Annotated in this window: 13 protein-coding genes and 1 tRNA gene; 6 read left to right on the forward strand and 8 right to left on the reverse strand. The window is 66.8% G+C overall.

Annotated features, from left to right (window positions below; genetic code table 11):
- The coding region (locus ACE3P6_RS06985) for an ABC transporter permease (RefSeq protein ID WP_374393117.1) at nt 1–1,212 on the forward strand (1,212 nt) is incomplete at its 5' end.
- Here ACE3P6_RS06985 and ACE3P6_RS06990 read toward each other — a convergent pair.
- The 4 genes from ACE3P6_RS06990 to ACE3P6_RS07005 all read right to left on the reverse strand — a co-directional run bounded on the left by ACE3P6_RS06990 (nt 1,209) and on the right by ACE3P6_RS07005 (nt 4,615).
- Entirely contained in the window at nt 1,209–1,955 is a 747-nt protein-coding gene (locus ACE3P6_RS06990) for a class I SAM-dependent methyltransferase (RefSeq protein WP_374393119.1), read from the reverse strand. The two genes, ACE3P6_RS06985 and ACE3P6_RS06990, sit on opposite strands and share 4 nt — an antisense overlap.
- 134 nt (nt 1,956–2,089) lie before the next feature.
- Nucleotides 2,090–3,001: a pirin family protein gene (locus tag ACE3P6_RS06995; RefSeq protein ID WP_374393121.1), complete on the reverse strand. Its 912-nt coding sequence runs from the start codon at nt 2,999–3,001 to the stop codon at nt 2,090–2,092.
- A 241-nt stretch (nt 3,002–3,242) separates the two neighbouring features.
- A complete protein-coding gene (locus ACE3P6_RS07000) occupies nt 3,243–3,890 on the reverse strand; it encodes a GntR family transcriptional regulator (protein WP_374393123.1) in 648 nt (215 codons plus the stop codon).
- Nucleotides 3,891–3,922: 32 nt separating this feature from the next.
- Nucleotides 3,923–4,615 (reverse strand): M48 family metallopeptidase, encoded by a 693-nt coding sequence (locus ACE3P6_RS07005; protein ID WP_374393125.1) that lies wholly within the window; start codon nt 4,613–4,615, stop codon nt 3,923–3,925.
- Nucleotides 4,616–4,738: 123 nt separating this feature from the next.
- Between ACE3P6_RS07005 and ACE3P6_RS07010 the strand changes: the two genes are divergently transcribed.
- Both ACE3P6_RS07010 and ACE3P6_RS07015 read left to right on the forward strand, forming a co-directional pair.
- Nucleotides 4,739–5,074 (forward strand): TIGR02300 family protein, encoded by a 336-nt coding sequence (locus tag ACE3P6_RS07010; RefSeq protein WP_374393126.1) that lies wholly within the window; start codon nt 4,739–4,741, stop codon nt 5,072–5,074.
- A 105-nt stretch (nt 5,075–5,179) separates the two neighbouring features.
- Nucleotides 5,180–5,255: transfer RNA gene (locus ACE3P6_RS07015), tRNA-Ala, on the forward strand.
- Nucleotides 5,256–5,641: 386 nt separating this feature from the next.
- Here the strand turns inward: ACE3P6_RS07015 and ACE3P6_RS07020 are convergent.
- Both ACE3P6_RS07020 and ACE3P6_RS07025 read right to left on the reverse strand, forming a co-directional pair.
- Nucleotides 5,642–8,791 carry an efflux RND transporter permease subunit gene (locus tag ACE3P6_RS07020; RefSeq protein ID WP_374393129.1) on the reverse strand — a complete coding sequence of 1,050 codons (3,150 nt, stop codon included), beginning with the start codon at nt 8,789–8,791 and terminating at the stop codon, nt 5,642–5,644.
- Nucleotides 8,788–9,882, reverse strand: coding sequence for an efflux RND transporter periplasmic adaptor subunit (locus ACE3P6_RS07025; RefSeq protein WP_374393131.1), 1,095 nt, complete (start codon nt 9,880–9,882; stop codon nt 8,788–8,790). Before ACE3P6_RS07025 ends, ACE3P6_RS07020 begins: the two co-directional genes overlap by 4 nt.
- A gap of 336 nt (nt 9,883–10,218) precedes the next feature.
- On the opposite strand from ACE3P6_RS07025, the gene ACE3P6_RS07030 reads away from it, so the two are divergent.
- Nucleotides 10,219–11,589, forward strand: a complete 1,371-nt coding sequence (locus ACE3P6_RS07030) for a DEAD/DEAH box helicase (protein WP_374393134.1) — start codon at nt 10,219–10,221, stop codon at nt 11,587–11,589.
- Between the two features lie 67 nt (nt 11,590–11,656).
- Here the strand turns inward: ACE3P6_RS07030 and ACE3P6_RS07035 are convergent, their stop codons facing one another.
- Entirely contained in the window at nt 11,657–12,109 is a 453-nt protein-coding gene (locus ACE3P6_RS07035; RefSeq protein ID WP_374374233.1) for a hypothetical protein, read from the reverse strand.
- A 371-nt stretch (nt 12,110–12,480) separates the two neighbouring features.
- Here ACE3P6_RS07035 and ACE3P6_RS07040 point away from each other — a divergent pair, with 371 nt between their 5' ends.
- Complete coding sequence (locus tag ACE3P6_RS07040; protein ID WP_374393136.1) at nt 12,481–13,059, forward strand: thymidine kinase; 579 nt, start codon at nt 12,481–12,483, stop codon at nt 13,057–13,059.
- On the opposite strand, the gene ACE3P6_RS07045 is transcribed toward ACE3P6_RS07040, so the two are convergent.
- Nucleotides 13,032–13,967 (reverse strand): DMT family transporter, encoded by a 936-nt coding sequence (locus ACE3P6_RS07045; protein WP_374393139.1) that lies wholly within the window; start codon nt 13,965–13,967, stop codon nt 13,032–13,034. The two genes, ACE3P6_RS07040 and ACE3P6_RS07045, sit on opposite strands and share 28 nt — an antisense overlap.
- Nucleotides 13,968–14,155: 188 nt before the next feature.
- Here ACE3P6_RS07045 and ACE3P6_RS07050 point away from each other — a divergent pair, with 188 nt between their 5' ends.
- The gene (locus ACE3P6_RS07050) at nt 14,156–15,178 is read left to right on the forward strand and encodes a hypothetical protein (protein ID WP_374393142.1); all 1,023 of its coding nucleotides are present in this window, start codon (nt 14,156–14,158) and stop codon (nt 15,176–15,178) included.
- Nucleotides 15,179–15,180 lie beyond the last annotated feature (2 nt).

The following is a 15,180-nucleotide window of genomic DNA, read 5'->3' on the forward strand; positions in this document are numbered from 1 at the left end:
ATCCTCGCGCTGGCTGCCGCAACCCTCCGCTGGGCCGCGAGGCGCCTCGCCCGCACGAAGCTTGCAAGGGGCCGCCCCGCCACCCGCGCCGCCCTTGCCGCCATCGGCGCGCCCAGGTCCGACGCCACCTCCGTCATCCTTTCCCTCGGCCTCGGCCTCTCGGTCCTTGCCGCGGTGGGCCAGATCGACTGGAACCTGCGCCAGGCCATCGCCACCGACCTGCCCACCCGCGCCCCGGCCTTCTTCTTCATCGACATCCAGCCCGACCAGATCGACCCCTTCCTCGCGCTGATGAAACAGAACCCCGCCGTCACCGAGATGGAAACCGCCCCGATGCTGCGCGGCGTGATCACCCGGATCAACGGCAAGCCCGCGCGCGAAGTGGCCGGCGACCACTGGGTCGTCAGGGGCGACCGCGGCATCACCTACGCCGCCACCCCCGGCCCCAAGACCCGCATCACGGCGGGGAAATTCTGGCCGGAAGACTACACCGGCGACCCGCAGATCAGCTTCGCCGCCGAGGAAGCCGAGGAGATCGGCCTGAAACTCGGCGACAGCATGACCGTCAACATCCTTGGCCGCGACATCACCGCCACCATCACCTCGTTCCGCGAGGTCGACTTCTCCAACGCGGGGATGGGCTTCGTGATGACGCTGAACCCCTCGGCCCTTGCCGGTGCCCCGCACAGCCATATCGCCACCGTCTACGCGCCCCCGCAAGCCGAGGCGCAAATCCTGAAGGAGGTGACGAAGACCTGGCCCAACATCACCGCCATCGGCATCCGCGAGACGGTGGACCGCGTGGCCGAAGCCCTCAGCGCAATCGCCACCGCCACCGCCTGGGCCGCCGCCGGGACGCTGCTGACCGGCTTTGTCGTTCTGATCGGCGCAGCGGCGGCGGGCGAACGCGCCCGCATCTACGAATCCGCCATCCTGAAGACCCTCGGCGCCACGCGTGGCAAGATTCTCGCCAGCTTCGCCCTCCGCTCCGCCCTGATGGGTGCCGCCGCAGGTGTGGTCGCCGTCATCGCCGGTGGCATCAGCGGCTGGGCGGTGATGACCTTCGTGATGGATACGACCTACCGTTTCGAACCGTTCTCGGCCATCGGCATCGTCAGCGGCGGCGTGCTTGCCACCCTCCTCGCCGGTCTCTTCTTCGCGCTGAGACCGCTCAATGCCCGCCCCGCGCAAACGCTCCGCGCGCAGGACTAGGGTGTCACCCTCTGCGGCGTCAACGCCATGTCGCCGGGAATGCATGCCGCCTGGAACAGCGGGAAGCCCAAGCGTCGCTCGGTCCGCGCGTTTTCCATTCCGAACGAGCCGAAGAACCGCTCCACCCCGAACTCCTCGATGGTTTTGCTCGAAAACTCCGCGACGATCCGGTCGTAATTCTCGGCCAGCACCCGGTTGTCCGGGTCAAGTCCGCTGACGCAGACTACCCCGGTTGGACGGCAGTCCAGCACCGTCACCTTCAACTCCGGACGCCAGGTCTGAAGGATCGAGATCAACTTCCAGACATCCCCGGTCCAGGCACCGCGCGGCAGGTTGTCCAGGTCCCGTGTGGTCATGTCGACGTTGAAAGGAACACAGTCATGCAAAAGGATCACCCCCTTTGGGTCCATCGCTTTCTCGGTGTTCATGAAGTCGCGCAGCAGGAACTCAAAGAGGTGCATGCCGTCAAGGAAGGCCAGCCCAAGCCGGATACCGTTCCGCGTCAGAAAGCCGCTGGCGAAGAAGTCGTCACTCGTCTGCTGAAACACATGCAGCGCCGGTTTACTGCCGATGATATTGATCTCGGCCCGGAAGAACGGGTCGACGGCGATGGTCTTCGACCGGACCGGAGCGAAGGACTTGCCCGACCGACAGCCCACCTCGAGATACCAGTCGAACAGGCAGGTCTCGTGCAGCGTCTGCAGGAAACGGAGGTAGGGCATACCGGACGGCTTCAGGAACATGCAGGACTCGCGATTTGGCGCGCGCACTGTGCCGAGCGTGGCGCCCACATGCAACCCGGCAACCCTGCCCCGGCCTTGCGCCGGGGCCTCCCCTGTCGGCAGAGGTCCCGGGGCAGGCCCGGGACGGGGTCGTCTCAATGCGCCGGACGGATGAATGTCCCGTTGCGCAGTTCGGTGAAGGCCTGGCGCAGCTCCGCCTCGGTGTTCATCACGATCGGCCCGGCCCAGGCCACCGGCTCCTCGATCGGCGCGCCCGAGACCAGCAGGAAGCGCACCCCCTCCGGCCCCGCCGTCACCACCACCTCGTCGCCCGCCCCGAAGCGCACCAGCGTCCGGTTGCCGGAAAGGTCGCGGATGTTGACCTCCTTGCCCGCCACTTCCTTCTCCAAGAGCACGCCTTCGGGCCGGGCGGCGTCACGGAAGTTCCCGGCGCCCTCGAAGACATAGGCAAAGGCCCGGCGGCGGGTGTCGATCTTGAAGGTCTTGCGCTTGCCCGCAGGAACGAAGACATCCAGATACTGCGGGTCCGCCGCGATGCCATCGACCGGGCTCTTCACCCCGCGATAGTCGCCGATGACCACCCGGATCGAGGTGCCGTCATCCTCATGCCGCTCCGGCAGCGCCTCGGCCGGCATGTCCTGATAGCGCGGCGCGGTCATCTTCAGGGCCTTCGGCAGGTTCCCCCAAAGCTGGAAGCCGTGCATCCGGCCCTTGTCGTCGCCCTTCGGCATCTCCTGGTGCAGAATGCCCCGCCCCGCCGTCATCAGCTGCAACGACCCCGGCCCGAGCACACCCTTGTTGCCAAGGCTGTCGCCATGCTCCACCGTCCCGGCCAGCACATAGGTGATCGTCTCGATCCCCCGGTGCGGGTGCCAGGGGAACCCGGCGGCATAGTCGCTGGGCCGGTCATTGCGGAAATCGTCGAACAGCAGGAACGGGTCCGCTTCGGTCGGGTCCTGGAACCCGAAGGCGCGGTGCAGATGGACGCCCGCGCCTTCCAGTGCAGGCTGGGCGCGGCGGGTCTCAAGGACGGGACGGATCGACATGGCATGCCTCCTGAATTTGCGTTGGACTGAAGATGGGGCGGTGCGGCCGCGACGCAAAGGCGGAAATGCAGGGATCGACTGTGCGCGAATGCACGGAAGACCAAGGTCGCCAAGCGCAGGGTGCGCGATGTCACGCACCATTCGTCGTGCCCAACCTGCCCAACCCCTGAACAAATCCCTAACGCCCACGCCCAACCCGTTGATTTCCCGTAGGCATCCGACTTTGTCCACCGTGGACACCTCACCCCGTCAGATGCCGCAGCCCCTGGGTCACGTCGGTCCGCACCGCCAGCCGCAGCCCCGGCTCGTCCCCCGCCTTCAGGGCCGCCAGGATCATCCGGTGATGGGTCGGCGGCTCCCTCCGCTTCACCCGCGCATAGACCGCCCGCATCGTCGGGCCCAGCTGCAGCCAGACCGTCTCGCACATCGCCAGCATCGCCGGGGTCTGGGCCCGCAGGTAGAGCGTCCGGTGGAACTCCAGGTTCGTGCGGACATAGGTGACCGCATCCCCCCGGACCGCCGCCTCGCCGTTCATCAGGTTGATCGCCGTCAGCCGCTCGATCAGCGCGAAATGGGCGCGGGGGAGCGCCCGCGCGGCCATCTCCGGCTCCAGCAGCGCCCGGATCGCCGCCAGCTCCTCGATCCGCTCCGGGGTCAGTTCCGGCGTGGAAATCCGGCCCGAGGAGGACAGCGTCAGCGCCCCCTCCGCCACCAGCCGCCGCACCGCCTCGCGCGCCGGGGTCATCGAGACGCCGAACTGCTTGCCGAGGCCCCGCAGCGTCAGCGACTGGCCGGGGTCCAGCTCGCCATGCATGACCTGCTGGCGCAGCGCCCGGTAAAGCCGCTCATGCGCGGCGGCGTTGGGGTCGGGGGGGCGGGGCGTCAGCATGGGCGAAGGGAAACACCCCGGCCCCACGAGGGTCAATCCTGAAAGCGAAAGCCGTGCAGGGTCTGGCCGTTGGCCTTCAACCAGTCGCGGTGCCGCTTCCAGTCCGGGCAGATGCCGGTCACCACCTGCCAGTAGGCGGGGGAATGGTTCAGCTCGACCAGATGCGCGACCTCATGCGCAGCCACATAATCAAGCACTTGCGGCGGGGCGAGGATCAGGCGCCAGGAATACATCAGCCGCCCGTCGGGGGAACAGGAACCCCAGCGCGACCGGGTGTCCCGGATCGCAAGCGAGGTGTAGCGACGACCGACCAGCCCGGCATAGCGGGTGGAGGCGGTCGCCAGCCGGTCGCGGGCCAGCACCTTCAGCCAGGCGGCGACCCTGGGGCCGGCGGTCGCCGGATCGCCGGGGACCAGCAGGCGATCCCCGTCAACCCGGACGCCGCGCCCGGTGGCGGGGGTGAGGGTCAGCCCCCGCCCCTCGACCGGGATCACCGCGCCGTGGCCTACCGCTTGCAGCGACGGGGCGGGCATCGTCGACAGGGTCTGGCGCAGCCAGTCCTCGTTGCCCTTCAGAAAGGCCAGCGCCTCGCCCTCTCGCGCGCGAAGGGGCATCGACAGCGTCACCTTCCCGTCCAGCCGCGAGACGCGCAGCGAGAATCGCCGCGCGCGGGAGGAGCGTTTCAGATGCACCTCGACGGGTGGAGAGCCTGGCAGGACCGGCATGGAAACCCCTTGAAACCTTCGGCGAACATAGCCATTTCGCAGGCCACACAAAAGGCTTTGACAGTCGCGCAGCCTTGTGGCAAGCGGCAGCTTTCCCGGCTTTCACCACCCGAAGGGATGACCATGCCCAAAGCAGAATGGGGCACGAAGCGCATCTGCCCAACCACCGGCAAGCGCTTCTACGACCTGAACAAAACCCCGATCGTCAGCCCCTACACGGGTGAGATCGTGGACATCGAATCCGTCCGCCGCAAGATGGCCGCCTCGGTCATTTCGCGCGCCGTTCCCGACAAGGATGACGACGTTCTGGTCGAGGATCTGGAGAACGAAGACGCGCTCCTGGAAGGCGCGCCGGCCGATGACAACGAGATGGACGACGATCTTCTGGAAGACGACGCCGACGACAACGTCTCGCTCGACGACCTGGCCGACGTGCCTGGCGACGAGGAGGAAGTCTGAGGACAAGCGCCTGTGGGGCGGGGCGATTTTCCCCCTTGCACCCCCCGGCGACCTGTCCTAGATACCCGGCATCGCGGCGGCAACGGCGTGATGCATCTCTCCGGTGGGGTCATAGCTCAGATGGGAGAGCGCTTGAATGGCATTCAAGAGGTCGGGAGTTCGATCCTCCCTGGCTCCACCAAAGAGAGACTGAAAGCGGGGCGGTTCACACCGCCCCTTTTCATTTCCGGACCCTCACCAGCATCCCCACTTCGACCCGCCGCGCGGCGGGGTTAAGAAGTCGTAAAGGGCATCGGCGCGACGATGGCGGGTCCGGGGTTGCCGGTGTTGGCCAAGTGATTGGGAACGCACCGCTAATCTGGCGGATTTCCGGTTCCGAGCCCATCTGGATCGGGTATGGATTGCGTATGGATCGCGTCCATACGCACGACCATACCGCGAGGCATTAACCACGGGGTGCGAATCGGGGAAGGCAGGCAGACTGCCGACGAGGCTTGGAAGACGGGTCCCCGCTTTCGCGGGGATGACAGGGTGTGAGGGATCGGGTGAACGAACCCGTCCGAAACGTCACTCCGCCGGTTGCGCCCTGCCCCGACGCCGCAGCTTCTCGGGGCGGAACTTCGCATACCACTCCCGCCGCTTCTGCCGCTGCCAGAACCAGGGCTTCGGGTTGTCGGCCGACGTCACCAGCATCAGCATCGAGGGGATGATGATCAGCGTCAGCACCGTCGCGAAGGCCAGCCCGTAGACGATGGCCGAGGACAGCGCGATCCACCACTGGGTCGAAGGTGCGCCGATGGTGACTTCGTGGTTCAGGATCTCCATGTTCAGCCCGAAGGCGATGGGCAGCACGCCGAGGATCGCGGTCATCGCGGTCAGCACCACGGGCCGCGCCCGTTCGCGGCAGGTCTGCAGGATCGCCTCGATCTTCGGGCGGCCCTCGCGTCGCAGCGAATCATAGGTGTCGATCAGCACGATGTTGTTGTTCACCACCACCCCGGCCAGGGCGATGATGCCGATCCCGGTCATCACCATCGTGAAGGGCTGGCCCATGATCATCAGGCCCAGAAGCACGCCGATGGTCGACATGATCACGGCGGAAAGCACCAGCCAGACCGAGGTGAACTTGTTGAACTGCGCCAGAAGCACGATGAAGATCAGGAAGATCGCGGCGGCGAAGGCCTTGGAGAGGAAAGCCCCGGCGGCGGCCTGTTCCTCGTCCTCGCCCGCCAGCTTCCAGCGGACGCCGATCTGGTCGAGACCCGCGGCATCCATTTCCTTGGTGATCTGGGCATAGATCGCGTCGGCCTGCACCCCCTCGCGGATGCCGGCCTGCACCGTCACGGTGCGCGCGCCGTCAAGACGGGTCAGGTTGCCGGTGGTGGGCGCGGGCTTGCGGGTGACGAAGTTGGAAATCGGAACCGAGCCTTCCGCCGTCTGGATGCGCAGCTGGTCCAGCGCGGAAATGGTGCGCTGGTCGGCAGGCAGGCGCAGCACGATATCCACCGCATCGTCGGCCCCGGCGGGGCGGTAGTCCGACAGTTTCAGCCCGCTGGTGACAAGCTGCACCATGCCCCCCACGGTCGAGGGCGCGATGCCATAGCGCGAGGCGGCGGCGCGGTCGACCTGAAGCTCCCAGTCGACCCCCGGCGGCGGCAGGCCGTTCGAGATGTCGATCACATCCGGAATCTGCGCCAGCCGGGCCGCAACCTGCAGCGCGACCTCGTTCAGGTGGGTCGGGTCTTCGGCGGACAGCTGGATCTGGATCGCCTTGCCGGTGGGCGGCCCGGCCTGGGGAACCGAGACCTGGATGTCCACCCCCGGAATGCCCACCATCGCCTTGCGCAGATCGGCAAGGATGGCATTGGCGTTCTTCCGTTCGCGCCAGTCGACGAATTCGTACTGGATCGTGCCGATCACATCGGCGTCGACCTCGTTGCCCTGCCCGCCGCCCGCGCCGGTCCGGGTATAGACCGTCTCGACCCCCGGCCAGCCAAGGATGCGCTTTTCGGCCTGCGCCACCAGCGCGTCCTTCTCGGCGATGGAAAGGTTGCCGCGCGCCTTGACGTAGAGAAGGCCGAATTCCGGTTCGACATCGGGGAAGAAGATCACACCCTTGCCGTAGTGGATATAGGCATAGGGCACCGACCCCAGAAGACCGAGGGCAAGGAAGAGCATGATCACCGGATGCCGCACCGCCTTGCCCACGACCCACATGTAGGCGCCGTCCCTGTGTTCGGGCGGGTGCTTGAAGGGCTTGGCGATGATCGCGCCAAGGGTCGGCACGAAGATCAGCGCATAGACCAGCGAGGCGGAAAGGGTGACGATCAGGGTGATCGGCAGGTATTTCATGAACTCGCCAACGATGCCGGGCCAGAAGAGCAGCGGCGAGAAGGCGGCGACGCGGGTCATGGTGGCGGCGACCACCGGCCCGGTCATCCGATGCGAGGCCATCGCGAAGGCCTCGCGTTTCTCCATCCCCTCGGACATCCGGCGTTCGGCGAATTCGGTGACGATGATCGCGTCGTCGACCAGCATCCCGACGGCGAGGATCAGCGAGAAGAGGACGACGATGTTGACGGTGTAACCCATCAGTGACAGCGCCAGCATCCCCATCAGGAACGAGGCCGGGATCGCCAACCCGATCAGCAGCGAGGCGCGAACCGACAGCGCATAGAGGATGACGATGAAGACCAGGATCACCGCGGTCAGGACCGAGTTCTGCAGGTCGAACAGCAGCTGGCGGATGTCCTTGGACTTGTCCTGGCTGAAGCTGACCTCGGTGCCTTCTGGAAGGTATTGCTTGAACGCCTCGGTGACGGCCTTCACCTGATCCACGGTTTCGATCAGGTTCGCCCCGGTGCGCTTGGAGACCTCGATCGCGATGGCGGGCTGGCCGTTCAGGCGGGTGACGGTTTCGGGTTCCTTCATCGTCGGCAGGATGTCGGCGATGTCGCGGACGCGAACGGTGGCGGTGCCGGTCGAGACGACGGGCAGGTTCGCCACATCCTCGATGGTTTCCAGAAGCGAGGGCACCTTGATCGCATAGCGCCCCTCGGCCCCCTGCATGGACCCGGCGGCGACCAGCTGGTTCCCGGCGGCGAACCCGGCGATCAGGATATCGGGGCGCAGGCCGTAGGTGGCGAGCTTGCCGGGATCGATGACGACCTCGACCAGATCGTCGCGCACGCCCTGCAGTTCGGCGTTCAGGACCGGGGGCAGTTCCTCGATCCGGTCGCGCAGCTCGCGCCCCGCCTTGGCCAGCACCCGCTCCGGCACGTTGCCCGACAGGGTGATGACGAGGATCGGGAATTCCGACAGGTTGACCTCGTTCACCGTGGGCTCGTCGGCGCCGTCCGGCAGTTCGGGTCGCGCCATGTCGACCTTGTTGCGCACGTCGTCCAGCGCCTTCTTCAGGTCGGCTCCGGCCTGGAATTCGATCAGCACGTTGCCGCCGTTCTGGTAGGCGGTCGAGGTCATCTTCTTGATGCCGGTGATCGACTTGATCGACGTCTCCATCGGGCGGAGGAGCAGGCGCTCGCTGTCCTCGGGCGAGATGCCGTCGTAGTGCATCGAGACGTAGAGGATCGGGATCTGGATGTCCGGCTCGGCTTCCTTGGGGATCGAGATATAGGCCAGGGTCCCGGCCAGCATCAGGAACAGCAGGACCGAGATCGTCAGCCTGGCATTGGCGATGGCGGTTTCGACTATCCTCATTGCCCGACCTCGGGCGAAACCTCGACCTTCTCGCCGTTGCTGACGAGGTCCTGCCCGGCGGTGATGATGCGCACGCCTTCGGGAACGCCGGTCACGACCAGGCCATCGGGCGTGTCGTCGATGATCTTCACGGCGGCGAACTGGGCCAGGTTGTCATCGCCCACGACGCGCAGGCCAAGCTGGCCATCCTCGGCCAGGGTGATGATCGAGCGCGGCACGACGACGGCGCGGGTCGGCGCGGCGAACAGCGAGACTTCGGCGCTCATGCCGGAGGGCAGCGTCAGGTCGGGGTTCGGCAGGGCGATCTCGACCGGGAAGGTGCGGGTCTGGGCCGAAGCCTCGCGCGCCACCAGGCGGACGGTGCCGTCCATCTCGGTGCCGTTCACCAGGCGGACCTTGGCGGTCGAGCCGACGGAAACCGAGGAAAGGTCGACCTCGCTCACCTCGGCTTTCACCAGGATCGGGTCCAGCGACAGGATGGTGGCGACCGGGGTGCCGGTCTGCACCCATTCGCCAAGCTCGACCGAAACGGAATCGACGATCCCCGCGAAGGGGGCCTTCAGGCGCAGGCGGTCGGCGGCGGCCTGGGCGCGGTTCAGCTCGGCCTGGGCGGCATCGCGGGCGGACCGCGCGTTGGTCAGCGCGGATTCCGAGGTGCTGCCGCCCTTGAAAAGCTTTTCCGCCACTTCCAGATCGCGTTCCTTCTGCGCCAGCGCGATCTGGGCGATCTCTTCCTGCGCGACGGTTTCCGGGCCTTCCAGCACCATCACCACCGCCCCGGCCTTGACCATGCCGCCCTTCGACAGCGCCAGCGAGGCGATCACCCCCTCCGCCCGTGCGGCAAGGTCGGTGCGTTTGTCGGCCTCGGTGATCCCGGAAAGGCGGATTTCGCGGGCGTGGTCGACGAATTTCGGCTCGACTGCCGATACCGTGCGGACGAGGGGCGCGGTCTCGGTGGGCGTCTCGGGCGTAGGGGATTCCTTACCCTCGGCAGTCTGCGCGCTGCCGACGGACGAGAACTCTCCGGTCGCGATCCAGGCGGCAGCACCGACCATGACGCAGAAGGCAGCAATTCGGTGGAACTTCGGCATGTTCGGAAATACCCAGGGAAGCTGTTGATCGGAAAGGACTACGTCCGTTGCGGGTCGACACCTGGCCTCGCCGCCGGACTTTTCGCAAGACTGCTACGCGGACGCGAGAAGTGATAGCGCTCGCAAGAAACAAGGTCCAGCCTGCAGTTACAACCGCTTTGGCTTGACTTTGTGTCCGAAAATGCCCATCTCCCCCCGGTCCGACGCCCGTGCCGCGTGAGCACCGAAAGGCCCGGACGACAGGTTCCCACATTCACGCAGGGGCGCCGCTTGCGGCACGGTCACGGGCATTCGCCCGGGGCGAGGGTCGCAGGCCCTCTGAGCATTGGGATACCCATGACCACTTTTGCCGAACTCGGCCTGTCGCCGAAAATCCTGAAAGCGCTGGAAAAGACCACGCTGAAGACGCCCACGCCGATCCAGGCGCAGGCGATTCCCCATATCATGCAAGGCCGCGACCTGATGGGCCTGGCGCAGACCGGCACCGGCAAGACCGCCGCCTTCGGCCTGCCGCTCCTCCACCGCCTGCTCGACATCGGCCATCCGCCGGGACCGAAGAACGTCCGCGCGCTGATCCTTGCGCCGACGCGGGAACTGATCGGCCAGATCAAGGACAACTTCGAGGTCTTTACCAAGGGCACCGCCGTCAAGGTGACGATGGTCGTCGGCGGGGCTTCGCTCTTCAAGCAGGCGCAGGCGCTGTCCAAGGGCACCGACGTGCTGGTGGCGACGCCGGGCCGTCTGATCGACCTTCTGGAGCGCGGCGACGTCAGCCTTGAGAAATGCGGCTATCTGGTGCTGGACGAAGCCGACCACATGCTCGACATGGGCTTCATCCACAGCTTGCGGAAGATCGCCAAGCACATTCCGCTGAAGCGCCAGACGCTTCTCTTCAGCGCGACCATGCCCAAGGACATCGGCGAGATCGCCGACACCTACCTGCGCGATCCGGTCAAGGTGCAGGTCGCCCCGCCCGGCAAGCCGGTGGAGCGGATTTCCCAAGGCGTCCACTACCTGCCGACCGGCGACAAGGCCAAGGTCCTGGAAGAATATCTGAAGAAGCACCCGGGCGAGCAGGCGCTGGTCTTCGGCCGCACCAAGCACGGGTCCGAGAAGCTGGCGAAACTGCTGGCGGCCTGGGGCTTCAAGGTCGGCTCGATCCACGGCAACAAGAGCCAGAACCAGCGCGACCGCACCCTGACCGAATTCCGGGGCGGCGAGCTGGAGGTGCTGGTCGCCACCGACGTCGCGGCACGGGGGATCGACATCCCGACGGTGCGCCATGTCTACAACTACGACATGCCGAACGTGCCGGAGAACTATGTCCACCGCATCGGCCGCACGGCGCGGGCGGGGGCGGACGGGTCCTCGATCAGCTTCTGCGCCCCCGCCGAGATGAGCGAGTTGCAGGCGATCGAGAAGCTGCTGAAGGCCCCGCTGCCGGTGGTGGGCGGTGCCCCCTGGGCGGCGGATGTGGTGGCTGCGGCGCCGAAGCCGGGGCAGAACCGGGGCCAGCGTCCCGGCAATGGCGGGCGGCAGGGCCAGAAGCTGACGGCCAAGCCGCAAGGCGCCCGGCCGGGCAAGCCTTCGGGGCAGCGCCCCGGCGGTCAGGGCAAGCCCGGCGGCCAGCGTCAGGGTCAGGGCAAACCGCAAGGCGGAAGCTTCGCCCCGCGCCGTCCCGAGGGGCAGAACCGGCGACCGGGCTGATCGACCCAACGCAGGAAGCCCAAAAATCTTCTAGAAAATTTTTGGGCTTACCCGCCGCCAGTGCGCATCAGCTCGCCTCTTCTTCCAGGTTCAGCTTCATTTCCAGAAGCACCTGCTGGATCGCCAGCGTCTCGCGCAGAAGGCGCTTGGCCTCGTTGATCGAGATCTTCCCGTCGCCGATGGCCTGGTTGTATTCCGCCATCAGCATCCCGAAACGCTGCGCCAGCGCGACCACGTCCTGGTTGACCCCGGACGAGGTCGCGTTCCGCTTTTCGCCGTCGTAGCTGAGCGTGATGCCCCGCAGGTCGGCCAGCGCCGCGGTGACATGCGGGAAACGGCTCGACGCCTCAAGCTGGGCCACCACGTCGATCGGCATGAAACGGTCGTCATGTTCATCGCTGTCGGAATAGTAGCGCCCGAGCGTCGCCTTTGACTTTCCGGTCATCTCGCAGGCGGCTTCGATGCCGACGTCTTTCACCAGGGCTTCGGTATGCTTCTTCAGATAGGACGCAATCGACATCAAAGGCTCCACACTCCCCGATCAGATCGGGGAAACTCGACGGTTTTTTCCCATTAATCCGATGGGAACCCTTTGTCATGAATAAAGATGTTCCGGGCAATCCGGAACAGTAGCGAGTGGCCGGTGTCCCCAGCACCGGCAAGGGTGGGGCCCGCTGCATCAGGGCGAAAACGGCCTGACGGCGGAGCCGACGAAACGCGGCGGGCCCGTGTTCTTGACGAGTGTGCGGAGCGATCCGCTTTTACCAGTCTGTACCAGTTGCCTTGATCCGTATCGGGCCCGCGTCCCCACCCGCAAGGTTTTCCCCGGTGTCCGGGCCCGCGTCTGCAACCGCTTGCAGCGCGGCCCGGTGATCGGCTAGGGCATCGGGCATGGCCAAGCTCTACTTCCACTACTCCACCATGAATGCGGGGAAATCGACCTCGCTCCTGCAAGCCTCGCACAACTACCGCGAGGGGGGGATGCAGACCTATCTCATCACCGCGCGTCTGGACAACCGGGCGGGCAAGGGCCGGATCGCCAGCCGGATCGGCATCGGCGAGGAGGCCGACACCTTCGCACCCGGCGAGGACATGTTCGAGAAGCTGAAGTCGCGCTTTGCCGAAGGCCCGGTGGCCTGCGTCTTCATCGACGAGGCGCAGTTCCTGTCCAAGGACCAGGTTTGGCAGCTGGCCCGCGCGGTGGATGATCTGGGCGTGCCGGTGATGTGCTACGGGCTGCGGGTCGACTTCCAGGGCAACCTCTTCCCCGGCTCGGCGGCGCTGTTGGCCTGGGCCGACGAGATGCGCGAGGTGCGCACGATCTGCCATTGCGGGAAGAAGGCGACGATGGTCATCCGTCGCGGCCCGGACGGCAGGGCGCTGAAGGAAGGCGAGCAGGTGGTGATCGGCGGGAACGAGACCTACGTCAGCCTCTGCCGCCGTCACTGGAGGGAGGCGGTCGGCGACTGAACCGGCACCGGCCGCGCGATCAGCACGCCCGCCAGCACGATCAGCGACATGCCGAGAACGGCGATCCAGCTCAGTTCCTCACCCCAGAGGATGAAGCCCCAGGCGGCCGAGGCCGGCAGGATGACGTATTCGAAGACCGACACCCGCGAGGCTTCGGCGATCTGGTAGGCCTTGACGATCATCCCCACCCCCAGCAGCGAGCCTGCCGCCTGCACGAAGGTCCACCACAGGAACTCGCCCGTCGGCCAGACCGGCCCGCGTTGCAGGAAGCCTTCGGTCCCGTCCGGCACCGGCAGCGGGAAGACCCAGAGGACCGCCATGCCGACCAGCCCGATCACCCCCAGCATGCCGAAGAACCCGGCCAGGATCGTCTCGGCGCTTTCGCCTGCGCACCATTCGCGGGTCGCGATGTTGCCAAGCGCGTAAAGCGCGCCCGAGATCACCGGAAGAAGCGCGGCGAAGGTTGCGCCTTTCATCGCCTCGGGGCCAAGGACAAGGACCACCCCGGCAAAGCCCAGCATCACCGCCAGGATCTGCATCCCCAGGATCGGGCGGTCATAGGCGAAGCGCTGGATCAAGAGGACGAAGATCGGCGCGGTGAACAGCCCCGCCGCCACCTGCGCCACCGGCAGGAACGCGAGCGCGCCGAAATAGATCACCATCGCCGCCCCGTGGATCGCCGAGCGCGCCAGCACCGCCTTCGGCCGCCGGGGCCGCAGCCTAAGCCCCAGCGGGATCGCCAGCGCGGCCAGGATCGCGATGGCCATCACCGTGCGGGTGGCGTGGAACTGCCAGAGCCCGGCATCCCGCGCGATCACCCGGACGTAGTTGTCGGTATAGGCGATCACGCAGGCATAGATCAGCACCGCGCCAAAGGCAGCAAGGGTTCGGTTCGGGGCATGGGTCATCGGTTCGTCCGGCTTCGCTTCCGCCTGACATGGCCCGAGATGACCCGGCCACGCCAGCCCGAACGCGACCTTTCCCGACAAATCCCGGTCGCTGGCGTGCAAGCGACCGGGTGTCGCAGCGGGGTCATTGTCGCCGCCGCCGGGGACGGCTAAGCTGGCGGCAAAACAGGCAGAGACGCATTCGGCCGATGACGGCGCTACGGAAGTATCAACGGCTGGAATGCGGGGGCCTGTGGCGCGAGACGCCGCAGGACCAGCGGCGCGAGGTGCTGGTGCGCTTTGGCGATGCCACGCTCGTCCTCTCCGATCCGAAAAGCGGGGCGGCGGTCAGCCACTGGTCGCTTCCGGCCATCGAGCGGGTCAACAAGGGGCAGGAGCCTGCGATCTTTGCGCCGGGCACCGACGCGCATGAAAGCCTGGAACTTGACGACCCCGACATGATCGCGGCCCTTGGCACCGTGCACCAGGCCGTGCAGGCCGCGACGGCGAAACCGGGGCGGCTGCGCGGGGTGCTGCTGGCGGGGTCTGCGGCAGCGGTGGTGCTGGCCGCCGTCCTCTGGCTACCCGGCGCGCTCGTCAGCCACACCGCCTCGGTCGTGCCGCCCGCGCAGCGCGCCGACATCGGCCAGCGCGCGCTCGACGATCTGATCCGTGTGACCGGCGAGCCATGCAAGGACCAGCTTGGCCTGCAGGCGCTTGCGGCGCTGTCCGAGCGGGTGTTCGGACCGGTCGACACGCCGATCCTCTATGTGATGCCCGAGGGGGTGGAGCAGCCGCTGCACCTGCCCGGCGACGTGATCATCCTGCCGCGCAAGCTGATCGAACAGGCGAACGGCCCGGAAGCCGCAGCCGGGGCCGCGCTGGTGGAACGGCTGCGGATGAAGGCCGAGGACCCGATCGTGCCGCTGCTGCAATATGCGGGCCTGCGTGCCACCTTCGAGCTTCTGACCACCGCCAGCCTGCCCGACACCGCGCTGAACGGCTATGGCGAGGCGATGCTGCGCGCCACTCCCGTCGCCTTGCCGGATGCCGCCCTACTGGCCGCGTTCGAGGCCGCGCAGATCCCGGCGACGCCCTATGCGCTCGCCATCGACCCCGACGGCAAGGCGACGGCGGATCTCGCCACCAACGATCCCTACAAGGGCCTCGCCCCCTCTCCCCTGATCCCGGATGATTCCTGGGTCGCGCTGCAGGGCATCTGCGGCGGTTGACG

Source organism: Tabrizicola sp., from assembly GCF_041911175.1.
Taxonomy (GTDB): domain Bacteria; phylum Pseudomonadota; class Alphaproteobacteria; order Rhodobacterales; family Rhodobacteraceae; genus Tabrizicola.